General features: G+C 65.8%; 21 protein-coding genes. 7 read left to right on the top strand and 14 right to left on the bottom strand.

The features are described from left to right. The first annotated feature begins 69 nt into the window (after nt 1-69). Genes AC3G88_RS12080 through denD form a run of 3 tightly spaced genes read left to right on the top strand, consistent with a single transcriptional unit; the run spans nt 70 to nt 3,241 of the window. On the top strand, nt 70-1,428 hold the full coding sequence (locus AC3G88_RS12080; RefSeq protein ID WP_488772942.1) for an MFS transporter: 1,359 nt from the start codon (nt 70-72) through the stop codon (nt 1,426-1,428). Between the two features lie 28 nt (nt 1,429-1,456). Further along, nucleotides 1,457-2,239 carry a 2-oxo-tetronate isomerase gene (gene otnI / locus AC3G88_RS12075; protein WP_488772941.1) on the top strand — a complete coding sequence of 261 codons (783 nt, stop codon included), beginning with the start codon at nt 1,457-1,459 and terminating at the stop codon, nt 2,237-2,239. Between the two features lie 30 nt (nt 2,240-2,269). Next, nucleotides 2,270-3,241, top strand: a complete 972-nt coding sequence (gene denD / locus AC3G88_RS12070; protein ID WP_488772940.1) for a D-erythronate dehydrogenase — start codon at nt 2,270-2,272, stop codon at nt 3,239-3,241. A 169-nt stretch (nt 3,242-3,410) separates the two neighbouring features. Here the strand turns inward: denD and AC3G88_RS12065 are convergent, their stop codons facing one another. From AC3G88_RS12065 to AC3G88_RS12055, 3 genes are all read right to left on the bottom strand, one after another. Further along, nucleotides 3,411-3,848: a YbgC/FadM family acyl-CoA thioesterase gene (locus AC3G88_RS12065; RefSeq protein WP_488772939.1), complete on the bottom strand. Its 438-nt coding sequence runs from the start codon at nt 3,846-3,848 to the stop codon at nt 3,411-3,413. Nucleotides 3,849-3,909: 61 nt separating this feature from the next. Then, on the bottom strand, nt 3,910-4,893 hold the full coding sequence (locus AC3G88_RS12060; protein WP_400391915.1) for a tripartite tricarboxylate transporter substrate binding protein: 984 nt from the start codon (nt 4,891-4,893) through the stop codon (nt 3,910-3,912). A gap of 117 nt (nt 4,894-5,010) precedes the next feature. Then, nucleotides 5,011-6,009, bottom strand: coding sequence for an alpha/beta hydrolase (locus AC3G88_RS12055; RefSeq protein ID WP_488772938.1), 999 nt, complete (start codon nt 6,007-6,009; stop codon nt 5,011-5,013). A gap of 286 nt (nt 6,010-6,295) precedes the next feature. On the opposite strand from AC3G88_RS12055, the gene AC3G88_RS12050 reads away from it, so the two are divergent. Then, nucleotides 6,296-6,817 (top strand): O-acetyl-ADP-ribose deacetylase, encoded by a 522-nt coding sequence (locus AC3G88_RS12050; protein WP_488893410.1) that lies wholly within the window; start codon nt 6,296-6,298, stop codon nt 6,815-6,817. Nucleotides 6,818-6,880: 63 nt separating this feature from the next. Here AC3G88_RS12050 and AC3G88_RS12045 read toward each other — a convergent pair whose 3' ends face one another. The 11 genes from AC3G88_RS12045 to AC3G88_RS11995 form a co-directional block, all read right to left on the bottom strand. Beyond that, nucleotides 6,881-7,801, bottom strand: a complete 921-nt coding sequence (locus AC3G88_RS12045; RefSeq protein WP_488772936.1) for an alpha/beta fold hydrolase — start codon at nt 7,799-7,801, stop codon at nt 6,881-6,883. A 66-nt stretch (nt 7,802-7,867) separates the two neighbouring features. Continuing rightward, nucleotides 7,868-8,770 carry an SDR family oxidoreductase gene (locus AC3G88_RS12040; protein WP_488772935.1) on the bottom strand — a complete coding sequence of 301 codons (903 nt, stop codon included), beginning with the start codon at nt 8,768-8,770 and terminating at the stop codon, nt 7,868-7,870. A 117-nt stretch (nt 8,771-8,887) separates the two neighbouring features. Next, the gene (locus AC3G88_RS12035) at nt 8,888-9,823 is read right to left on the bottom strand and encodes a glutathione S-transferase family protein (RefSeq protein ID WP_488772934.1); all 936 of its coding nucleotides are present in this window, start codon (nt 9,821-9,823) and stop codon (nt 8,888-8,890) included. 45 nt (nt 9,824-9,868) lie between these two features. Further along, nucleotides 9,869-10,711 (bottom strand): class II aldolase/adducin family protein, encoded by an 843-nt coding sequence (locus AC3G88_RS12030; protein WP_488772933.1) that lies wholly within the window; start codon nt 10,709-10,711, stop codon nt 9,869-9,871. Nucleotides 10,712-10,743: 32 nt separating this feature from the next. Then, the gene (locus AC3G88_RS12025; RefSeq protein ID WP_488772932.1) at nt 10,744-11,757 is read right to left on the bottom strand and encodes an NADP-dependent oxidoreductase; all 1,014 of its coding nucleotides are present in this window, start codon (nt 11,755-11,757) and stop codon (nt 10,744-10,746) included. A gap of 84 nt (nt 11,758-11,841) precedes the next feature. Then, nucleotides 11,842-12,273, bottom strand: a complete 432-nt coding sequence (locus AC3G88_RS12020) for a PaaI family thioesterase (protein WP_488772931.1) — start codon at nt 12,271-12,273, stop codon at nt 11,842-11,844. Nucleotides 12,274-12,392: 119 nt separating this feature from the next. Continuing rightward, nucleotides 12,393-13,175 (bottom strand): SDR family oxidoreductase, encoded by a 783-nt coding sequence (locus AC3G88_RS12015; protein ID WP_153948188.1) that lies wholly within the window; start codon nt 13,173-13,175, stop codon nt 12,393-12,395. A gap of 39 nt (nt 13,176-13,214) precedes the next feature. Beyond that, a complete protein-coding gene (locus AC3G88_RS12010) occupies nt 13,215-15,074 on the bottom strand; it encodes an acyl-CoA dehydrogenase (RefSeq protein ID WP_488772930.1) in 1,860 nt (619 codons plus the stop codon). A 182-nt stretch (nt 15,075-15,256) separates the two neighbouring features. Further along, nucleotides 15,257-16,435, bottom strand: a complete 1,179-nt coding sequence (locus AC3G88_RS12005) for an acetyl-CoA C-acyltransferase (RefSeq protein ID WP_153948186.1) — start codon at nt 16,433-16,435, stop codon at nt 15,257-15,259. An 81-nt stretch (nt 16,436-16,516) separates the two neighbouring features. Then, on the bottom strand, nt 16,517-17,182 hold the full coding sequence (gene pncA / locus AC3G88_RS12000; RefSeq protein ID WP_488772929.1) for a bifunctional nicotinamidase/pyrazinamidase: 666 nt from the start codon (nt 17,180-17,182) through the stop codon (nt 16,517-16,519). Nucleotides 17,183-17,232: 50 nt separating this feature from the next. Further along, nucleotides 17,233-19,314: a 3-hydroxyacyl-CoA dehydrogenase NAD-binding domain-containing protein gene (locus AC3G88_RS11995; RefSeq protein WP_488772928.1), complete on the bottom strand. Its 2,082-nt coding sequence runs from the start codon at nt 19,312-19,314 to the stop codon at nt 17,233-17,235. 554 nt (nt 19,315-19,868) lie between these two features. On the opposite strand from AC3G88_RS11995, the gene AC3G88_RS11990 reads away from it, so the two are divergent. Genes AC3G88_RS11990 through AC3G88_RS11980 form a run of 3 tightly spaced genes read left to right on the top strand, consistent with a single transcriptional unit; the run spans nt 19,869 to nt 23,428 of the window. Further along, nucleotides 19,869-20,513, top strand: a complete 645-nt coding sequence (locus AC3G88_RS11990) for a 4Fe-4S dicluster domain-containing protein (protein ID WP_488772927.1) — start codon at nt 19,869-19,871, stop codon at nt 20,511-20,513. A 12-nt stretch (nt 20,514-20,525) separates the two neighbouring features. Continuing rightward, nucleotides 20,526-22,175, top strand: coding sequence for an FAD-binding protein (locus AC3G88_RS11985; RefSeq protein WP_488893409.1), 1,650 nt, complete (start codon nt 20,526-20,528; stop codon nt 22,173-22,175). Then, a complete protein-coding gene (locus AC3G88_RS11980; RefSeq protein ID WP_488772925.1) occupies nt 22,172-23,428 on the top strand; it encodes a complex I 51 kDa subunit family protein in 1,257 nt (418 codons plus the stop codon). The genes AC3G88_RS11985 and AC3G88_RS11980 overlap by 4 nt, the downstream gene beginning before the upstream one ends. Nucleotides 23,429-23,467 lie beyond the last annotated feature (39 nt).

Genomic DNA, 23,467 nt, shown 5'->3' with positions numbered 1-23,467 from the left:
AACCCTCTCCCGCCCTGCGGGAGAGGAAGCAAACCGGCTGAATTTTCAATACACGTGGAGACCTTCCAGATGACCGCTTCCAACCCCGCGGTGGGGACCCCTGCCGCCGACGCACGGCTCGACGCCGACGCCGCCACCGAAAAGACTGCCTACACCAAGGTGTTCTGGCGCATCATGCCGTTCCTGATGCTGTGCTACGTGATCGCCTATCTCGATCGCGTCAACGTGGGCTTCGCCAAGCTGCAGATGGCGCAGGACCTGCAGTTCTCGGAGACCGTGTTCGGCCTGGGCGCCGGCCTGTTCTTTATCGGCTACTTCCTGTTCGAGGTGCCCAGCAACCTGCTGATGCACCGCATCGGCGCGCGCGTCTGGATCGCGCGGATCATGATCACGTGGGGCATCATCTCGGCCGCGTTCGTGTTCGTGCAGACGCCCACGCAGTTCTACGTCATGCGCTTCCTGCTGGGCCTGGCGGAGGCGGGCTTCTATCCGGGTGTGATCCTGTACCTGACGTACTGGTATCCCTCGCACCGCCGCGCCAAGATGATCGCGCTGTTCATGTCGGGCATCCCGGTGGCCGGCATGTTCGGCAACCCGCTGTCGGGCTGGATCATGGACGCGTTCCACGACACCCACGGCTGGGCCGGCTGGCAATGGATGTTCTTTATCGAGGCGCTGCCCGCGTTTGCCATCGGCATCGTGACGATCTTCGTGCTGCGCGACGGCATCGACAAGGCGCCGTGGCTCAGCCATGACGAAAAGCGCGTGCTCAAGCGCAATATCGAGGAAGACGAGCGCGCCGCATCGGCCGCCGCCGCGGCCAATGGCCAGCGCGACATGCATTCGCTGGGCGCCGTGTTCAGCGACCGCCGCGTCTGGTGGATGTGCCTGATCTACTTCTGCTTCGTGACCGGCCAGTATGCGCTGACGTTCTGGATGCCGACCCTGGTCAAGGCCAGCGGCGTGACCGGCAACCTCAACATCGGCCTGCTGTCCGCCATCCCGTTCATCTGCGCGATCGTCGTCATGAACATCCTGGGCCACAGCGCCGATGCCCGCCGCGAACGCCGCTGGCACCTGATCGTGCCGGCGCTGATGGGTGCCACGGGCTTTGCGATTGCGGCGTCCTTCACCCACAATACCCCGGTGGCCATTGCGGCGCTGTCGCTGGCCGCGGCCGGTGTGCTGACCTGCGCGCCGCTGTTCTGGTCGCTGCCGACCGCGTTCCTGAGCGGCATTGCCGCCGCGTCGGGCATCGCCGTGGTCAACTCGGTGGGCAACCTGGCAGGCTTTGTGTCGCCGTACATGGTGGGCGCGCTCAAGGACCTGACGCAGAGCACGCAATTGCCGATGTATGTGCTGTCTGCCATCCTGATCGTGGGCGCCCTGCTGGTGTGGCTGACCCCGGCCCGGCTGGTCAACCGCTGATCGAACCTGAAGTTCAAGGAGACCTGACATGCCGCGCTTTGCCGCGAACCTCTCGATGATGTACACGGAACACGACTTCCTGGACCGCTTTGCCGCTGCGGCAAAGGACGGCTTCCAGGCCGTGGAGTACCTGTTCCCGTACGACCATCCGGCCGCCGAGATCCGCCAGCGGCTGGACGCGCACGGCCTGACCCAGGCCCTGTTCAACGCGCCGCCGGGCGACTGGGCCGCCGGCGAGCGCGGCATCGCCGCCCTGCCCGGGCGCGAGACCGAGTTCCGCAACGCGTTTTCCAAGGCGCTGGAATACGCGGCCGTGATCGGCAACGACCGCGTGCACGTGATGGCCGGCCTGGTGCCGGCCGACGCCGACCGCGCCCGCTGCCGCGCCGTCTATCTGGAAAACCTGGCCTACGCCGCCGCGTCGGCCGCCGCGCACGGCATCACGGTGCTGATCGAGCCGATCAACACGCGCGACATGCCGGGCTACTTCCTGAACCGTCAGGACGACGGGCAGGCCATCTGCCAGCAGGTGGGCGCCGCCAACCTGAAGGTGCAGTTCGACTGCTACCACTGCCAGATCGTGGAAGGCGACATCGCCAAGAAGCTGGCACGCGATGTTGCCGGCATCGGCCATATCCAGATTGCCGGCGTGCCCGAGCGACACGAGCCGGACATCGGCGAACTGAACTACCCGTACCTGTTCGACGTGATCGACCGGCTCGGCTACACGGGCTGGATTGGCTGCGAGTACCGGCCGCGTGCCGGCACGTCCGAGGGCCTGGGCTGGCTCAAGCCGTACCTGAAGCGTTGATCCTCTGAAACCCACAGGATTGTTGCAACCATGAACGTACTGATTACCGGCGGTGCCGGATTCCTGGGCCTGCAACTGGCCCGCCTGCTGCTCAAGCGCGGCACGCTGAACCTGGACGGCCGCGCCGTCACGATCGACAGGCTCACGCTGCTCGACGTGGTGGCGCCCCAGATCGACGATGCCCGCGTGCGCGTGGTGACGGGCGACCTGTCCGACCCGGCCGTGCTGGCGCAGGCCATCGACCGGGATACCGGCGCGATCTTCCACCTGGCCGCCGTGGTCAGCGGCCAGGCCGAGGCCGATTTCGACCTGGGCATGCGCGTAAACCTGGACGCCTCGCGGGCACTGCTGGAAACGTGCCGCCAGGTCGGCCACGTGCCGCGCGTGGTGTTCACGAGTTCGGTGGCCGTCTATGGCGGCAAGCTGCCGGCCGTGGTACGGGACGATACCGCGCTGAATCCGCAGTCTTCGTACGGCGCGCAGAAGGCCATCGGCGAGCTGCTGCTGTCCGATTACAGCCGCAAGGGCTTTGTCGATGGCCGCGTGCTGCGCCTGCCGACGATCAGCGTGCGGCCCGGCAAGCCCAATGCCGCCGCGTCGTCGTTTGCCAGCGGCATCATCCGCGAACCGCTGTCGGGCGTGGCGGCCAACTGCCCGGTACACCCGGACACCGCGCTGTGGCTGCTGTCGCCGCGCGGCGCGATCCAGGCGCTGGTCAATGGCATCGAACTGGACGGCGCGCGCTTTGGCAACCGTCGCGTGGTGAACCTGCCGGGCCTGTCGGTGACGGCCGCGCAAATGGTGGACGCCCTGCGCCGCGTGGCCGGCGATGCGGTGGCAGACCGCGTGACCTGGCAGCGCGAGGAGCGCATCGAGAAGATTGTGGGTACCTGGCCGGCGGCTTGGGACCCTTCCCGCGCGCTGGAACTGGGCTTTGTCAGCGACGCCAGCTTTGACGATGTGATTCGGGCTTATGCGGAGGATGCGGGGATCTCGCTTTGAGTGAGCCGTATCGCTATTGAGCCGCTGGCCCTCTCCCCCGCCCCTCTCCCGCCTTGCGGGAGAGGGGAGAGAACAAGAAGCACGGCAACCGCTGTTGGTGTGCTCCCCTCTCCCGCTCTGCGGGAGAGGGCCGGGGGAGAGGGCGAGCGCCTCAAACCCTCCCCCCGCTTTACGCAGCGGGCCTGGTTACCTCCCACGCCTCGATCTGCTCCCTCACCTGCGCCGGAATCGGCGCCGACTTCTGGGTGTTCGGGTCCGCGCACACGTAGACGATCTCGCCGGTGATCAGGTGTTCGTCGCCGCGGTACATCTCCACGCGGAACAGCAGGCTCGACCGGCCCAGCCGCGCCATGCGGCCGCGGATATCGAGCATGTCGTCGAAGCGTGCCGAGGCGTGGTATTCGAGCGTCGACTTGACCACGAAGATGTCCACGCCATGCGCGTGCAGCACGTCTTCGGGGTAGCGGATGCCCACCGCGCGCCAGTATTCGGTCACGCAGATATCGCAGTAGGTCAGGTAGTGCGCGTTGAAGACGATCGACTGCGGATCGACCTCGGCCCAGCGCACGCGCAGCGGCATGCTGTGGCGGAAATCCTCTTTGGCCATCTGGCACAGGCTCCCAATGAAAAACGGGGCGCTCCGTGGAACGCCCCGCCCGATGACAGGCTTATTGCGGCTTGTTCAGCCCGAGCTTCTCGATGATCGCGCGCTCGCGCTTGACCGTGTCTGCCGCAAATGCCGCGTACTGGGTGGAGCTCATGTAGTACGGCTCCATGTCGAACTTGGCCAGCGATTCGCGGTAGTTCGGCATTTCCATGGCCTGCTTGAACGCGTCATGCAGCTTCTTGACGATGGCCGGATCGGTGCCCTTGGGCGCCACCAGGCCAAATGGCGAGGTCTGCACGATGCCCATGCCCAGTTCCTTCAGCGTCGGCACGTTCGGGAAGCGTGCCGACCGCTTGTCGCCCCAGGTGGACAGCAGGCGCAGCTTGCCCGATTCCACGTACTGGGCCCAGGCCGGCGTATCGGCCACCGACATCACATGGCCGCCCAGCAGCGCCTGCATCGACTCCGAGTTGCCCTTGTACGGGATGTGCGAGAACTGCACGCCCTGGCGCATGGCCAGGTCTTCCATGGTCAGGTGCAGCGTGGTCATCGATCCCGGCGAACCGTAGGTCAGCTTGCCCGGATTGGCCTTGGCGTAGGCGATGTAGTCCTGCATCGTCTTGATCGGCGAATCGGCCGGCACCACCAGGCCAAACGAATAGCCGGCCAGGTTGATGATGTAGCTCAGGTCCTTGACCGGGTCCCAGTTGATCTTGGTGGTGTACGGCAGGCGGTACACGGGCATGGCCACCTGGGCCAGCGTGTAGCCGTCCGGGGCCGTGGACTGCATCATCTGCGCGGGCAGCACGCCGCCGGCGCCGGGCTTGTTCTCGACGATCACGGGCTGGCCCAGGATCTTCGAGGCGTTTTCCGCCAGCACGCGGAACGGGATGTCGGTGGAACCGCCGGCCGTGTAGCCGATGATCAGGCGAATCGGGCGATTCGGGAATTTGTCCGCCTGGGCGTGTGCCGGCATGGCGGCCAGTCCAACTGCGGCCGAAGCGGCGATCAGGCCCACCTGGGCCATAAAGTGGCGGCGTTGCATGAGTGTTGTCTCCTTCTGCTGCAAAAATGCACTGTTGCGACTTCGATAAACCGTGAAACAGATGCAGGCCCGCCCCGGTTGTTATGGGCAGGGGTCAGGCCAGAATTCGTTGATTGACTATGTCTGGAACGCCTCCCGCAGCGCAGCGATGGCGTCGGCATGGGCGCCTGCCACGGCATGGATAAAGCGTCCCATCTTGAAGAAATCGTGAATCATCGTCGGGTAGTCGGCCAGCGTGGCGGCCACACCGGCCCCTTGCAGCTTGGCGGCGTAGGCCACGCCTTCGTCGTGCAGCGGGTCGTAGCCGGCCACGGCGATCCATGCCGGGCATACGCCTCGGACGTCGGCCCCGTGCCCGCCACCGTCGAGCGGCGCAAAGCGCCAGTCGTCGCGGCTGGCATCCTGGTCCAGATACTGGCCAAAGAACCACTGGATCATGTCGGCCGTCAGCAGGTAGCCATCGGCCAGCGCATGGTGCGACGGGGTGTCCTGGCGCGCACTGGTGCCGGGATAGATCAGCATCTGCAGCACGGGCTTCAGACCGGTATCGCGCGCCTCGACGGCACAGGCCGCCGCCAGCGTACCGCCCGCGCTGTCGCCGCCGATGGCGATCCGGGCGGGGTCGGCGCCTAGCCGGGCCGCTTCGTCGAATACCCAATGCAGCACGTCGAACGCGTCGTTGGCGGCGGTCGGGAATTTCCACGCCGGACCGAGCCGATAGTCCACGGACAGCACCAGGCAATCGGCGCCATTGCAGAACACGCGGCACAGCGAGTCATGCGAATGAATGCTGCCGACCGTGAACCCGCCGCCGTGGAAGTAGACCAGCAGCGGCAGCGGGTCGGCCCAGCTGGCTTCGCGCGGCGCATAGAGCCGCACCGGAATCGCATACCCATCGCGGGCCGTGACCGCGAAATCCTCGACGCTGTGTACCGCTGCCGGCGACAGATCCAGAATCGGCGCGCTCTTTTCGTAGCCGATCTTGGCGTCCGCCGGGTCCATCGTATGGATCGCCGGACGCTTGGCCCGCGCAATCAGTTCCAGCAGCTGCGCGACCTGGGGGTCGAGCGGCTGGGCAGGCAAGCCGGGAACGGACGGAGAAAGCTGAGCGGACATAGGAACAGTCGAAATCGGACAATCGGCCATGTTAGACCGATACCGACCGGGGGCACACCGGGATCACAGGCTCAACAACAATTCGAATTGTGAACGGTCGTTCGATTTCCGTATCATGCCAGCCTTTCCGGCCTGCAGCATTACGAAATAACCCTCAAGACAACTCCTGAAGCACCTTTTGCGCGATCACCGGCCATGCTTGCGATGCTGCCGGGCGCACGTTCCGCGCCTATGCTTGTAGGGGCGTGCAACGCCAGCACGGCACCCCCACTAAACAGGAGACACCATGACAGGCGAACACTTGCAGGTTGTGCATGGGGATATCACGAGGATGGAGGTCGATGCCATCGTCAACGCGGCCAATAGCGGGCTGCTGGGCGGAGGCGGCGTGGACGGCGCCATTCACGGCGCGGGCGGGCCGGCCATCGGGGCCGCTTGCCGGGCGATTCGCGATGCCCAGGGCGGGTGTCCGACTGGCGAGGCGGTGATCACCACGGGCGGGCTGCTGCCGGCCCCCTATGTCATCCACGCCGTGGGGCCTGTGTGGAAAGGCGGCAGCGCGAATGAAGATGCCCTGCTGGCCAGCGCCTATCGGAACAGCATCCGGCTGGCGGGCGAACATCATCTGCGCACGGTGGCGTTTCCGAACATCAGCACGGGCATCTACGGCTTCCCGCGCGAGCGCGCCGTCGATATCGCCATCGCGGCGGTGCGCGAGGCATTAGGCCGCGCCCCGTCGATCGAGCAGGTGACCTTTGTCTGCTTCGACGACGAGAACTACAAGCTGTATCGCGAGCGGCTCAAATAGGCGGCAGCGCGCTGGCGGCTACGGTTCGAGCCGCCTGTGCGCGCCCTTCCTTCCCGCGTGCCACTACGGCAGCGCGCTGCGGATCAGCAGATTGATCCGCTCGGGCTGCTCGTGGATGACCCAGTGCGTGCCTTCGGGAATGCGTTCCAGGCGCAGGTCCGGCACGAAATCTTCGAGCCCGTCCACCAGCGACTTTGGCAGCGCGCGGTCGTTTTCGCCCCAGATCACCAGGGTAGGCACCCGGATCACGAACATCGCGGGGTCCAGCCGCGAGATATCCGGCGCGGTCTCGCCCGGCGCCGGCGGGTGCATCGGCGTGGCCCGGTAGTAGTTGACGCCGCCGGTCAGCGGGTGCGAATCGTCGTCGCCGGGCGCCGACCATGCCGCGTGATACTTCGCGCGGGTCTCGCCCGTGAACCAGGCCGGCACGGCGCCCGCCTCGCCCGTCAGCATCTTTTCCAGCAAGGCAAAGTCGTTGGCCGCCAGCGCCTGCTCCGAACCGGGCTTGCGCAGCCAGTTCATGTAGGCCGACGCCTGCTGCTGCGCCGGATCGGCCGACAGCGCCCGGGCGAACAGGTATGGGTGGGGCGAGTTGATGATGACAAAGCGTTCGACCAGCTGCGGAAACTGCGCCACCAGATTCCAGCAGACCGCCCCGCCCCAGTCGTGCGCCACGATCGTGCATCGCTCGTAGCCCAGCACCCGGATGAACTGCACCAGGTCTTCGACCAGCAGCTTCGGCTTGTAGGCGTCGGGCGACGCCGGTTTGCTCGACAGGTTGAAGCCGCGCAGGTCGGGCGCCACCGCGAAGTGGGTCTGCCCGAATTCCGCCAGTTGCCGCTCCCACGCGTACCAGAACTCGGGGAAGCCATGCACGAACAGGATCAGCGGCTTGCCCTGCTCGCCCGCACTGCCGTAATGCAGCCGCGTGCCATTGGGCAGGTTGGCGAACTGCAAATGATGGATCACGGCGGGTGCGGTCATCGTTGTCTCCCTGGCTATGTCTGCCATCACAGGTCTCCCGATCGACGATGCAAGAAAGTGGCCAGGTCAGCCGCGCAGCGCGGCAACCAGGCCGGCGCGGACTTCGGGCTTGTCGCCGAACGGATCGCCAGGATTACGCTGGTTGACGATGTCCTCCATGCGGTTGCGCACCGTGGCCAGGGCCTGCGGGTGGGAATAAATATAGAAGCTTTCGTCGCGAATGGCATCGAACGTCATCTGCGCGACGTCCGCCGCGGTGACCTTGCCCGAATTGACTGCCTTGTCCGACAGCGCCTGCGACACCATCTGCGAGCGCGTCGGCGGCGCGTCGTTGGCCAGGCCGGCAGGCCGGTTGCGCTGCGACTGGCTGATGCCGGTCGGCACGAAGTATGGGCACAGTACCGAGCAGCGCACCTGTTCGGTGACCAGGCTCAGGTCCTGGTAGAGCGTTTCGGTGAGCGACACCACCGCGTGCTTGGACACGTTGTAGACGCCCATCGCTGGCGGGTTCAGCAGGCCGGCCATCGACGCCGTATTGACGATGTGGCCCTGGAAGCCGGGGTCCTTCTTCGCGGCTTCGAGCATCAGCGGCGTGAAGATGCGCACGCCGTGGATCACCCCGTACAGGTTGACGCCGAGCACCCACTCCCAGTCCTTCTCGGAGTTTTCCCACAGCAGGCCGCCCGCACCGACGCCGGCGTTGTTGAAAACCAGGTTGACCTCGCCGAAGGCCGTCATGGCCGCATCGGCCAGCGCCTGAACCTGTTCGGCTTTCGAGACATCCGTGCGCAGCCCGATCACCTGGGCGCCCTGCGCCTTGAACTCGGCCACCGCGGCGTCGAGCGCATCTTCCTGGACATCGGCCAGCACAAGCTTCATGCCCGACTGGGCGCCAATCCGCGCGAACTCCTTGCCGAATCCCGATGCGCCGCCGGTAATGACGGCGACCTTGCCTTCGAACTGCTTCATGGGTGTCTCCTCCGTTTTCGGATATGCCCGGATATGTCCGGATACGTCTTGTATTGATGTTCTTTGCTCCCCTCTCCCGCAAGGGGGTGAGGGGCAAACACTGCACCACTGCGTGCCTTAGCCCGCCGCCTGCACGTGATAGCCCTGACGCGGGAAATGCACGTTGACCGCGCCTGCACGCGGGTCCTGCCGGCGAATGGTGACCACGTGCTCGGTCAGCGTCAGCAGTACACCGGCCACCGGGTCCTTCGCGTAGTCGGTGGGGGTGACCGTGACTGCGTCACCGGCCGCAAAGCCGGCGCCGGGCAGGATGGTCGTGTCGTGTGGCAGCGGGTCGTGATCATAGGCATCGGCAATGGCGGATTCGGCAGGAATCACGCGCAGCTTGCCGTGCCCATACGCCTGCATGCGCGCGAACCAAGTCTTGACCAGCGGATAGCCGTCGAGCAATGCCGCCAGCGTCGGGGCCCGCCGGATAAACCAGATGCAGTGAAACAGCGAGAAATCGGCAATCGACAGCTCCGGACCGGCCACATGCTGCAGGCCGGTGGACAACTGCTCCTGCAGCTGCGCGAAGGTCTCGTGCAGCATCGCCGCCGCCTCCGGCAACGGCATGCGCAGCGCGTTGGAGTCGCCGCGCATGGCCTTGCGGTCCGCCATGAAGGCCTGGATCTGCCCCGGCGACAGGTGCGACAGCATCGCCTGCACGCCGGCCGGCTGCATGGCGTAGGTCACGGTGGCCGTAAACAACGCGCTGTCGATCCAGGCCGCCATGATGCGCGACGGCGCGGCCTGCGCCACCGGATACAGCGGCGGATTGGGCGCCATGCGGTCCAGCACCGCGCAAATCAATGCCGTATCGCAATAGATATCGGCGCCGATCTGCATGACCGGCGTGCGGCGGTAGCCGCCGGTCAGCGCCGTGACATCGGGCTTGGGCATGATGGGCGGAATTTCCACCGCGCACCAGGTCAAGCCCTTGGCGCCCAGCACGAGCCGGATTTTCTCGGAAAACGGCGATGTTGCGTATTGATGAAGGATGATGTCGGGCATCTTGGCCTTTCAGGAGGAGAGAGATCGCGAAAGATCGACTCCTGCTTAATCGAGCAGATCCGGCTGTTCTTTAACGATACGTGCGTATAACGGCTGGAACTGGAACCAGCCGGCCTGCGCCGTACCGACGATCGCGTAGGCCTGGCTGGCCGCCGCATCGCTGATCACCTTCGGTGCCTGGCCCGTCCGGGCGGCCGCCGATTCGGCCAGGATCTGTACCTGGCACGACCGCTCCATCGTGATGAACCACCAGGCGGCCTCGTCCACGGTCTTGCCCACCGTCAGCAGGCCATGGTTCTGCAGGATGGCCGCCTTGTTCGGGCCCAGCGCGTTGGCGATACGCTGGCCTTCGTCCAGTTCGACCACCACGCCGCCAAAGTCGTCGTACAACGCATGGTCGTTGTAGAACGCGCAGACGTCCTGGGTCAGCGGATCGAGCTTGCGCCCCAGCGTGGACCACGCCCGGCCGTACGTGCTGTGCGAATGGGCCGCGGCCACGGCGTCTTCACGCGTCTGGTGCACACGCGAGTGAATGGCAAAGGCCGCCGCGTTCACCGGATAGTCACCCTCCACCACGTTGCCGTGGTGGTCGCAGCGGATCAGATTCGACACCTTGACGTGGCTGAAATGCACGCCAAACGGGTTGACCCAGAACGTGTCGGTGAACTCGGGGTCGCGCGCCGTGATATGGCCGGCCACGCCTTCGTCGAACCCGAATTTGGAGAACAGCCGGAACGCCGCCGCCAGCCGCTGCTTGCGGTGCAGCCGCTCCTGGGCCGGCGTATCGAACTTCGGCGGGCGCGGCAGGTTGCGGTAGCGGGCCTTGACCTCCTCGGACAGGCCAGCGGCCATGTCATCCTTGTCATTGGCGGTTTGCGGGGCGTTCATGGCTGTCTCCTTTTTTGTGGGTGGGGTGCCGCTCAGACCATCTTCACCAGCTGCTTGCCGAAGTTCTTGCCCTTCAGGAGGCCGATAAAGGCCTCCGGCGCGCTGGCCAGGCCTTCGGCGATGCTCTCGCGGAACTTGATCTTGCCCTGCGCCACAAAGCCGCCCAGTTCCTTGAGCGCCTGCGGCCAGACGTCCATGTGCTCGGACACGATAAAGCCCTCGATCTTGCAGCGCGACACCAGGATGGCGCGCGGGTTGCGGATCGGCATGTCCTGGCCGTCGTAGCCGGCGATCAGGCCGCACACGGCGATGCGCGCGAACGGGTTCAGGCGGGCCAGCACCACGTCGAGGATGTCGCCGCCGACGTTCTCGAAGTAGCCATCGACACCCTTGGGCGTCACGGCCTTGACCATCGCGTACAACTCCTTGGCGTCCTTGGCCGCCTTGTAGTCCACGCAGGCGTCGAAGCCCAGTTCATTGGTCACGTAGTCGCACTTGTCCTTGCCGCCGGCCACGCCCACCACGTAGCAGCCGGCCAGCTTGGCCAGCTGGCCAACCACGCTGCCCACGGCGCCCGAGGCCGCACTGACCACGATGGTCTCGCCGGCCTTGGGGGCGATGATCTTGTTCAGGCCATACCAGGCGGTCACGCCGGGCATGCCGACCGAGCCCAGGTAGGCCGACAGCGGGATATGCGTGGTGTCCACCTTCTGCATGCCGCCGCCGTCGGTCACGCCGATTTCCTGCCAGCCGAACATGCCGACGACCTTGTCGCCGACGTTCCACTTGGGGTTCTTGCTGGCGATGACCTCGCCCACGGTGCCGCCGATCATCACTTCGCCCAGCGGCTGCGGATCGGCGTACGACTTGCTGTCGCTCATGCGGCCGCGCATGTACGGGTCCAGCGACAGGAAATGATTGCGCACCATGACCTGGCCGTCGGCCAGATCCGGCACGGCCACCTCTTCCAGGCGGAAATTCTCGGGCGTGACGGCTGCGGCCGGACGCGAGGCCAGTACGATGCGCTTGTAGGTTTGCTTCGACATGTGTGGATTCCTTCGCTCGGTTTGCGCGTGGCTTGCGCGGTGTTGCGCGGTTTTTGGGATGGAAGCACTGCTGGCGCGACGGGATCAGCCGTCGGCACCCGAATCCGCCGCCCCGGTTTCCCGCTTGGGCGGCATGCGCTTGATGTACTTGAACGTGCCGGAGGCCTTCGACACGATCTTGCCGTCGACGTCGACGATCTCGCCTTCGCAGAACACCATCGTCGACGTACGATGCACGGTCTGCCCGCGCGCGGTCAGCTTGCCCCGCCCAGGCGCCATGAAGCTGGTCTTCATCTCGATGGTCACCACGCCCCGCCCTTCGGCGTCGGACGAGCGGCCGGCGATGGCCATCGCCACGTCGAGCAGGGTCATGATCACGCCGCCGTGCGCCATGTCCCAGCTGTTCTGGTGGCGCGTCTGCAGATCCAGCTCGATCTCGCTGCGGCCGCCTTCCATGGTGTTGCACAGCACGCCGAGATCGGCAAGGAACGGGATATTGAGTTGGCGTTGGGTCATGTTTGGGGGCAATGGAAAAACCTTCGGCCTGAATTATGCGCCGGCTTCGCGCCCCGCTCCCGTGTCCCGGAGAGGGTTGGGAGAGCGGGCGCGGCACTTACACGACACTTACATCGCACTTACACCGCGCTGACCCCACCATCGACCGCCAGGATCTGCCCGGTGATGTGCTTGCCGGCGTCCGACGCAAACAGCAGCGCGGCGCCCTTCAGGTCTTCGTCGTCGCCCAGCCGGTGCAGCGGCACGCCTTCGCACATCTTGTCCACGCCCAGGCGGTCCAGCGACCCCTTGGTCATCTTCGACGGGAAGAAGCCCGGGGCCAGCGCGTTGACCGTGATGTTGTGCTCGCCCCATTCGCCAGCCAGCGTGCGCGTGAAATTGATCACCGCGCCCTTCGACGTGTTGTAGGCAATGGTCTCCATCGAGCCCGGCGGGTTGCCGCCCAGGCCGGCAATCGACGCCACATTGATGATGCGGCCATGGCGGCGCGGGATCATCGACAGCTTGCCGATCTTCTGCGACAGCAGAAACAGACCGCGGATGTTCAGGTTCATCACCTTGTCCCAGGCCTCGATCGGGTGATCCTCGGCCGGGGCGCCCCAGGTGGCCCCCGCGTTGTTGACGAGAATGTCGACGTGGCCCAGCCTGGCCAGTGCCTCGTCCGCCAGGCGTGCGATCTCGTCGTCGCGCGAGCCATCGGCCGCGATCCAGTCGGCCTCGATGCCGCGCGCCTTCAGGTGGGCCTGCGCCGACTGCAGTTCGTCGGCCTTGCGCGCCGACAGCACCAGACGCGCGCCCTGCTCGCCCAGCGCCTCGGCAATCTGCAGGCCCAGGCCGCGCGAGCCGCCCGTGATCAGTGCGGTGCGCCCCTTCAGGTCGAACAATTGCTGGATGGTTCTCATGTTGTCTCCGTTTCTTTATGGTGCATGGTGGCTTGCGATCTAGAACCAGGCGTCCTGCATGTCGAGCGTGGTCCGGTCCAGCGAGGCCAGCAGGTCGAGCTGCGGATACACCTTGGGCAGCTCGAACCGGAAGAAGTACGCCGCCGCGGCGAGCTTGCCGCGATAAAAATCGGCATCCTCGCCGTTCGCGCCGGCCAGCGCCGCCTGCGCCACCAGGGCCTGCTCCAGCCAGATCCACGCCACCACGACGTGGCCAAACGCTTCCAGGTAGACCGATGCGTTGGCCAGCGTCACATTCGGATCGCCGGCCGACCACAGCGTCTGCGTGACCTCGGCCAGCCGCGCGGCCGCCGCGCCCAGCGCACGCGCCTGCTCGCCCAGAACCTTGTGGCCACTGGCTGCGGCGCGCTGGCAGGTTGCCTGTACGCGCTGGCCCAGCAACTGGAAGGCCGCCCCGTCCTGCATGACCACCTTGCGGCCCAGCAGATCCAGACCCTGGATGCCGTGCGTGCCCTCATGGATCGGGTTCAGGCGGTTGTCACGATAGAACTGCTCGACGTTGTATTCGCGCGTATAGCCGTAACCGCCATGCACCTGGATAGCCAGGCTGTTGGCTTCCAGGCACCACTGCGACGGCCAGCTCTTGGCGATCGGCGTCAGGATATCGAGCAGCAGCGACAGCTCGCGGTGCCGTGCCGTCTCGCCGGCCGCCTTTGCGGCGTGCTCGTCGTCCACCAGCCGCGCGCAGTACAGGTTCAGCGCCAGGCCGCCTTCGGCATAGCTCTTCTGCGCCAGCAGCATGCGGCGCACGTCGGCGTGTTCAACGAGCTTGACCTGCGGGCTGGCCGGGTCCTTTCCCTGCGGCCCGACCGGCCGGCCCTGCGGACGGTTGCGGGCGTAGTCGAGCGCGTGCAGGTAGCCCGTATAGCCCAGCGCCACCGCGCCCAGGCCCACGCCGATCCGCGCCTCGTTCATCATGTGGAACATGCAGGCCAGACCCTTGTGCGGCTCGCCCACCAGATACCCGATGGCGCCGGCCTTGCCGCCCGGCTTGTACTTCATGCCCTCGCCGAAGTTCAGCAGGCAGTTGGTGGTGCCCCGGTATCCCATCTTGTGGTTAAGGCCGGCCAGCACGACGTCGTTGTGCTCGCCCAGCGAGCCATCCGCGTTGACCAGGTACTTCGGCACGATAAACAGCGAAATACCCTTCACGCCCGGAATCAGCTTGCCATCCGGGCCCGGAATCTTGGCCAGCACCAGGTGCACGATGTTGTCGGACAGCTCATGCTCGCCGGCCGAGATCCACATCTTGTTGCCGCGCAGCCGGTATTGCTGGCCCAGCGGCGATTCGCCTTCGTACTCGGCCCGCGTGGTGACGTCCGACAACGACGACCCGGCCTGCGGTTCCGACAGGCACATCGTGCCGAAAAAGCGCCCTTCGAGCTCCGGCCGCACGAAGGTGTCGATCTGCGCCGGCGTGCCATGGGTCAGCAGCAGGTTGGCATTGCCGATGGTCAGGAACGGGTACGAACTGGTGCCGACGTTGGCCGCCTTGAAATATGCGAACGCGGCCTTCTCCAGCGTGACCGGCAATTGCATGCCGCCGTACTCGTAGTCCTGCCCGGCCGCCATCAGGCCGGCTTCGCAGAACGCCTTCAGCGCGGTCTTGACTTCGGGGATGATCGTAACGGTCTCGCCGTCGAAGTGCGGTTCCTGGGCATCGCTCTTCTTGTTATGCGGCGCGAACAGGTCCGTGGCGATCTTTTCGCAGGTATCGAGCGCGGCGTCGAAGGTTTCGCGCGAATGGTCTGCAAAACGGGGAATCTGGGTCAGTGACTCGGCATCGAGCCATTCGTACAGGACGAAATTGAGATCACGACGGGAGAGAATCAGCGACATGGAAAGCGAAGCTCCGGGCTGAAATAAGGGAAGGAAAAGCGCCCCCCTCCCGCATGCGGGAGGGGGTGGGGGGAGAGGGAATCGCGTTTCAACTTGCGATATCGCAAATCGATGCGCCCGCCCTCTCCCCTGCCCCCTCTCCCGCACGCGAGAGAGGGGAAACAACATGCACCCGGGAAGCCTTACAGCACCTCGAACAGGCCGGCGGCACCCTGGCCACCGCCGATGCACATCGTCACCACGACGTACTTGACGCCGCGGCGCTTGCCTTCGATCAGCGCATGACCAACCAGGCGGGCGCCGGACACACCGTACGGATGGCCCACGGCGATGGCACCGCCGTTCACGTTCAGGCGATCCATCGGAATGCCCAGCTTGTCGGCGCAGTACAGCACCTGTACGGCAAACGCCTCGTTCAGCTCCCACAGGCCGATGTCCTCGACCTTCAGGCCCGTCTTCTTCAGCAGCTTCGGCACCGCGAACACCGGACCGATACCCATTTCATCGGGCTCGCAGCCGGCCACGGCAAAGCCGCGGAACACGCCCAGCGGCTGCAGGCCCTTGGCGGCCGCCACGCGGGCGTTCATCACCACCGCAGCCGAAGCGCCGTCCGAGAACTGCGACGCGTTGCCGGCCGTGATCACGCCGCCGGGCATGGCCGTGCGGATCTTCGACACGCCTTCCAGCGTGGTGTCGGCACGGATGCCTTCGTCAGCGTCGATGGTGACTTCCTTGGTCATCAGCTGACCCGTGGCCTTGTCGGCCACGCCGGCGAGCACCGTCATCGGCACGATCTCGTCCTTGAACTTGCCGGCTTCCAGGGCAGCGGCGGCACGTAGCTGGCTCTGCACGCCATACTCGTCCTGGCGCTCCTTCGAGATGTTGTAGCGTTTGGCCACGTTCTCGGCGGTCTGCAGCATGCTCCAGTAGATTTCCGGCTTGTTCTTGTTCAGCCAGCTTTCCTGGATCATGTGGCGGTTCATCTCCTGCTGCACGCACGAGATCGATTCCACGCCGCCGGCCACGAAGATATCGCCTTCGTCGGCGATCACGCGCTGCGCGGCCATGGCGATGGTCTGCAGGCCCGACGAGCAGAAGCGGTTCACGGTGGCGCCGGGCACGGTCACCGGGCAGCCTGCGCGCAGGGCGATCTGGCGCGCGATGTTGGCGCCGGTGGCGCCTTCGGGGTTGGCACAACCCATCAGCACGTCTTCCACTTCACCGGCCTCGATCTTGGCCCGCGCAATAGCGTGCTGGACGGCGTGGCCGCCCAGGGTGGCGCCGTGGGTCATGTTGAAAGCGCCCTTCCAGCTCTTGGCCAGCCCGGTACGGGCGGTGGATACGATGACTGCCTCGTTCATGTGTTGCTCCTCGGTATCTTGGTGTCTCTGGCTAATCTCTAGCCAACTTGCGACGAATATTCGGTGTGTCGACGTGAATCGTCAGGACTCGGGAAGCCAGGGGTTGTGGTTCGCACTGCCGGCCAGCAACGCCGCGGACGTCGTACGCTGGACGCCGGCCGCGGCAAGCTCCTGCCAGGCTCGGGCCAGCGATCCGTCCAGGTCGATCGCCCGGCAGGCATCTTCCACGACCACCGCCTCGAAGCCCGCCGCGCGCGCATCGAGCGCGCTCCAGGCCACGCAGTAGTCGGTCGCCAGCCCGACGCAGACCACGCGCCGGACGCCCTGCTCGCGCAGGTAGCCGCCCAGGCCGGTCCTTGTCGTGCGATCCGCTTCCAGGAAGGCGCTATAGCTGTCCACGCCGGCATGGTGGCCCTTGCGGATCAGCAGCCGCGCATGCGGAACACGCAGGTCCGCATGCAGCGCGGCGCCCGGGGTGTCCTGCACGCAGTGGTCCGGCCACAGCACCTGCTCGCCATACGGCAGCGTGGCGGTCTGGAACGGCGCGCGCCCGGCATGGCTGGTGGCAAACGACGCATGCCCGGCCGGATGCCAGTCCTGCGTCAGCACCACATGCTCGAATGCCGGCGCCAGCCCGTTGATCACGGCCACGACCTCGTCGCCCTGCGGCACGGCCAGCGCGCCACCGGGCATGAAGTCGTTCTGCACGTCGATCACCAGCAGGCAGTCCTGCGCGCCGTAGGCCATGGTTCCGTGTCCCCTGTTTCCCTGTTCCTGTCGATTCAGGCCGTCGTGTCTCAGCCGTTGAAGCCCTTGCCCTCGTCGGCCAGCTTCTGCAGCAGCGGGGCCACCTTCCAGGCTTCGCCGTGGTACCCCTTGGCGTAACGCTTCATCGACTGGGCCACGTTGAACAGGCCAACCTGGTCGGCGTAGAGCATCGGGCCGCCGCGGAACAGCGGGAAGCCGTAGCCGGTCAGGTAGACCATGTCGATGTCCGACGCCTTCGACGCGATACCCTCTTCCAGGATCTTGGCGCCTTCGTTCACCAGTGCGAACACCAGGCGTTCGACGATTTCCTCATCGGAAATCTTGCGGCGCGTGATACCGAGTTCCTTCGAATGCTCGACGATCATCTCGTTGACCTGCGCGTTCGGGTACGGCTTGCGGTCGCCCGCCTTGTAGTCGTACCAGCCGGCGCCCGTCTTCTGGCCGAAGCGGCCCATTTCGCAAAGCTTGTCGGCGGTCTTCGAATACTGGATGTCCGGCTTGTCCACGGCGCGGCGCTTGCGGATGGCCCAGCCGATGTCGTTGCCGGCCAGGTCGCCCATGCGGAACGGGCCCATGGCGAAGCCGAACTTTTCGATGGCGCGGTCCACCTGCTCCGGCAGCGCGCCTTCGTCCAGCAGATAACCCGCCTGGCGGCTGTACTGCTCGATCATGCGGTTGCCGATGAAGCCGTCGCAGACGCCCGAGACCACGGCCGTCTTCTTGATCTTCTTGGCGATCTGCATGACGGTGGCCAGCACGTCCTTGCCGGTCTTCTCGCCGCGCACCACCTCCAGCAGCTTCATGACGTTGGCCGGGCTGAAGAAATGCATGCCGACCACGTCCTGCGGGCGCTTGGTGAACGAGGCAATCTTGTTCACGTCGAGCGTGGACGTGTTGGAGGCCAGGATCGCGCCAGCCTTCATCACTTCGTCCAGCTTCCTGAAGACGATTTCCTTGACGCCCATTTCCTCGAACACGGCCTCGATGACCATGTCGGCGTCCTTGATGTCGTCATAGGACAGCGTGGTGGTCAGCAGGCCCATGCGCTGTTCGACCTTTTCCTGCGTGAGCTTGCCCTTCTTGGCGCTGTTCTCGTAGTTCTTGCGGATCGTGCCCACGCCACGGTCCAGCGCCTCCTGCTTGGTCTCCAGCATCGTCACGGGGATGCCGGCATTCAGGAAGTTCATCGTGATGCCGCCGCCCATGGTGCCCGCGCCGATCACGGCAACGCGCTCGATCTTGCGGACCGGGGTGTCGCTGGGCACATCGGGGATCTTGCTGGCAGCACGCTCGCCGAAGAAGGCATGGCGCAGCGCGCGCGATTCCGGCGTACCGACCAGGTACATGAAGCCTTCGCGCTCTTCCTTCAGGCCGGCTTCGAACGGCTTGAGCGAGGCTGCCACGGCCTCCACGCACTTCGACGGTGCCGGGAAGTTCTTGGCCACGGCCGCCACGGTGTTCCTGGCAAAAGCCAGGAAGCCTTCGGCGTTTTCGTGACGCACCTTCAGGTCGCGCACCTTCGGGTACGGGCCGGGGGCAGCGGCCACGTTCTGGGCGAACTTGACGGCGGCAGGCAGCACGTCGCCATCGACGAGTTCATCGAACAGCTTCGAGCCGGCGAATTTCTCCGAGGGGATGGCCGTGCCGGACACGATCATGTTCAGCGCGTGCTCCAGGCCGATCAGGCGCGGCAGGCGCTGCGTGCCGCCCGCGCCCGGCAGCAGGCCGAGCTTGACTTCGGGCAGCGCGATCTGCGCGCCCTTGGCGGCCACGCGGTAGTTGCAGCCCAGGGCCAGTTCCAGGCCGCCGCCCATGGCGACGGAGTGGATGGCGGCCACGACCGGCTTGGTCGAAGCTTCCAGCGCACGGATCACCGAATGCAGCGTCGGCTCCTGCGTGGCCTTGGGGGTATTGAATTCACGGATGTCGGCGCCGCCCGAGAACGCCTTGCCAGCGCCGGTAATGACGACGGCCTTGACGGCGGCATCGTCCAGCGCACGGGTCAAGCCTTCGACGATGCCCAGGCGGGTGCTGTGACCGAGGCCGTTGACCGGGGGATTGTCGAGCGTGATAACGGCTACGCCGTCCTGTACCTGATACTGCGCTGTCATACGCGTTCCTTTGGTATTGGCGAGCCCTTCGTCTTCCTAGGGGCTCATGGGTTGTCTCGGGATTCGAATTCTCGAATGCAGTCTTGCTCTGATCCTGCCGGAACGTCGGGCCGGCTGCGCGATGGCCCGCAATCCCTTGTGCCACAGGCCATACGGCTCGAGGGCGGGACAAGCATACACAAAATAGCACGGTCGTTCAATTTCAATTTTCGGCCGCGGAAATACCGTCATGCGCGCCTTTCATGGCAGCTTTTTCCGGCGTTCATGTTGAGCCTGCCGAGGGGTTCAAACCCTCAGGGGGAACCCGTAGGGCGTGCGACGAAATCGTGCCATTTATGCCTCATGAATCACCCATCGACAGGCAGCCGGCCGTAGCCCGCGAATTTTTGACAGAGCCCTCCAATCGGAAAAAAGCGTCGCCACACGAAACGGATCGATGCCTCCGGCAACACGCGATCCGTTTGGCAATAACCTTCCCTGTGCTATGGTTTATACGGCCTGTTGAAAGGCAGGCAGGGTCAGGCCACCACCGCAAAACAGGAGGCGCGGGAAGCATGGCACGTCTGAACATAGAAGGACGGGAAATCGCGGCGCCTGCCGGCTGTTCGATCCTGCAGGCGTTCATCCACGCGGGCGAGACGCTCGTGGAAGGTGTCGGCTGCATGGGCCAGGGGGTGTGCGGCTCCTGCCGGGTCATGGTCCGGCGCCAGGGGGAGCCGGAGGTCAAGACGGCGTTGGCCTGCGAGACGATGGTCGAAGACGGCATGCAGGTGGCCTTCCTTGACTACTTCACCTCGTCATCGCGCCATGTTTATCGGATCGAGGATATCGGCGACAGCTGGCGGATCCTGGGCACCATTGCCGAGACCTTTCCGGAGGCGGCCCACTGCCGGCACTGCAGCGGCTGTGACCGTGCCTGCCCCAAGCAGCTCGATGTCCAGCGTGGCGTCAATCTTGCCGTGGCGGGCGAACTGGCGGCGTCGGCGCAGGTCTTCGACGAATGTGTCATGTGCAACCTCTGCACGCTGGCCTGCCCGGAACTGATCCAGCCCAACCATCTTGGCCTGTTCGTGCGGCGCATGATCGCTTCGCTGTCGCTGCGGCCGGCGAACCTGATGCAGCGGTTGCAGCAGATCGAGCGTGGCGAGATGACGATCGATCTGGATGCGCCGGGCGCGCAGCCTCCACACCAGGGTTGAGAGCCGACACCCATGCCAGCCAGCATCCCCTACCAGGCGGCATGCCAACGCTACAAGCGTGGCGCGACGCCCGCCATGCGCGACGACACGACGTCCGTCGAGGCGCTCCTCAAGGCCTATCACCCCGATCATGGGCCGAATGCCAGGGTCGCCCTGTCCGTCGGGCCGAACCGTGGCGACCCGTGCCAGCCTGACCTGGCGCGCAGCCTTCAGGCCAACGCGCTGATCGACGACGTCGATATCGCTGGCGCGCAACTGGTCACGACCGACGTCCTGGTCATTGGCGGCGGCGGCGGCGGTTGCGCGGCGGCACTGACCGCTGCGGCACAGGGCGCCCAGGTCGTCCTTGCCACCAAACTACGCCTGGGCGACAGCAACACCGTGATGGCCGAAGGGGGCATCCAGGCGGCCATCGGCGAGGACGACAGCCTGCAAATGCATTTCGAGGACACGCTGCGTGCCGGGCACTACTGCGCAGACCGTGAACTTGTCGCGCAGATGGTCTCGGACGGTCCCGACGTGATCCGGTGGCTGATCCGGCTGGGCATGATGTTCGACCAGACCGAGGATCGGGCCATCGGCAGCAACCTGCTGCGCAAGAAGCCCGGTGGGGCATCCGCGGCGCGCATCCTGTCCTATCGTGACTACACCGGCCTGGAAATGATGCGCGTGCTGCGCGAGGCGGTGGACCTTGATCCGGGTGTTGCCGTCTGGAACCGCTGCCCGGTGGTCGAACTGCTGTCCGACGAGCGCGGACGCTGCGCCGGGGCCGTGATCTACAACCTCGAATGGGGGGCCTTCGTACTGGTGCGCGCCCGTGCGGTCATCCTCGCCACGGGCGGCGCTGGCCGGCTGCATCTGAATGCGTTCCCGACGTCCAACCACTATGGCGCCACCGCGGACGGCCTGGTGCTGGCCTATCGCATGGGGGCGCGGCTGCGGGAACTCGACTCGTTCCAGTACCACCCCACGGGCATCGCCTATCCGCCCCACCTGGCAGGCGGCCTGATCTCGGAGGCCGCGCGGTCGGCCGGGGCGAAGCTGATCAATGGCGAAGGGGAGCGATTCGTGGACGAACTCAAGCCGCGCGACGTCGTGGCCTCGGCCATCCTGCGCGAATGCGCGGAAGGCCGCGGTATCAGCCGTGACGGACAGGTGGGCGTGTTTCTGGACACGCCCACGCTGGAGCTGGAAAATCCTGGCATCCTCGCCAAACGCCTGGTCACCCTGACCCATCTGGCGCACAAGTGCGGGCACGACGCGGCCCAGGTGCCCTTCCTGGTCTACCCGACGCTGCACTACCAGAACGGCGGCATGGCCATCGACAAGGACGGGGCGACCAACGTGCCGGGCCTGTTTGGCGTGGGCGAAGTCACCGGCGGCATCCACGGACGCAACCGGCTGATGGGCAATGCCCTGCTGGACATCCTGAGCATGGGACGCCGGGCCGGCGCAAAGGCGGCGGAATCGATGCGCGGTGCCCTGCCCAGCCGCGCCGGAATCGGCCACGTACACGCATGGCAGCGCGAACTGACGCTGGCCGGCCTGCCATTGCACGTCCAGGCGCCCCAGCTTTTTCCGGGCTACGCGCATTTCGATCTGCGTGTCGATGCCGGGCTGCGTGCCGGTGCGCGAGGCCGTACGGTGGGGAGCCTGCGATGAGCCACGCCGTGGAACGCCCGAACAAGGTCCTGCTCAATGACGATATCCAGGTCGGTGCCGACCTGGCCGCGTGGCTGGCACACGGCGGCGGCGAAGGGCTGGCCAGGGCCCTCGACGATCCGGCCGCGATCATCGGCGAAATCGAACGGGCGGAACTGCGTGGCATGGGCGGTGCCGGGTTCATGACACATCGAAAATGGGCACCGGTCGCGGCGGCGCCTGCCGGGGACAAGTACGTCGTCTGCAATGGCAACGAAGACGAACCGGGCACCTTCAAGGATCGCTTCCTGCTGGAGCACACGCCACACCAGGTGATCGAGGGCGCGCTGATCGCGGCGGCGGCCACGCGGGCCAACCACGTCGTCCTGTATGTCAATCCGCATCAGTTGCAATCGCTTGCGGTCACGCGGCTGGCTGTGCAGCAGTGGCAGACCCATACACTGTTCGAACGGCTGGCGGCCGTGGTCGGCGGCGCCGTCTCGCTGCAAGTCATGCCGAGTTCGGGCCTGTACATCGGCGGCGAGGAGACGGCGGTGATTGCCAGTGTCGAAGGCGGTTTTCCGTTCCCGCGCCGCAAGCCGCCCTACCCGGCCGAGCACGGCGTCCATGGCGCGCCGACCATCGTCAACAACACCGAGACGCTGGCCCACGTGCCGGGCATCCTGCGCCATGGCGCACAGTGGTATCGCGATCTCGGTCTCGGCAAGGCGGTGGGCACGAAACTCTACTCCCTGTCAGGCGACGTACTGCGCCCGGGCCTGTATGAACTTCCGATGGGGACGAGCCTGGAATCGCTGGTGTTCGGGCACGGCGGCGGCATGCTGCAGGGCAAGGAGTTCAAGGCGGTCTTTACGGGAGGCCCTTCCAACACCCTGCTGACCAAGCGCGACCTGGACGTCGCGCTCGATTTCGATTCGGTGCGTCAGCGGCGTTCCAGCCTGGGCACAGGGGCCATGATCGTCGTCTCGGAAGGCACCAGCATCGTCCGCAAGGTTGCGGAGTACGTGAGCTTCTTTGCCCAGGGGTCGTGCGGCCAGTGCCCGTCGTGCAAGGGCGGCACCTTTCAGCTGATGCGGCTGCTCAACCGGATCGACACCGGCCGTGGGGTGCGGGCAGACCTCGATGCGCTGGAAAACCTCTGCAGCATCCTGCCGGGCAGCGGCCGCTGCGGACTGATCGACGGTGCGGTGACGGTGGTGGAAAGCTCCATGCACCAGTTTCGCGAGGAATACGAAACCCTGCTGATGACCTGACGGCGCCGGACGGCCACGCAAGCCGCCCGACGACCGGCC

The organism is Cupriavidus sp. 86D6, assembly GCF_057815095.1.
Note: the sequence above shows the minus strand (reverse complement) of the source record. Positions and strands in the feature narration are given on the sequence as shown.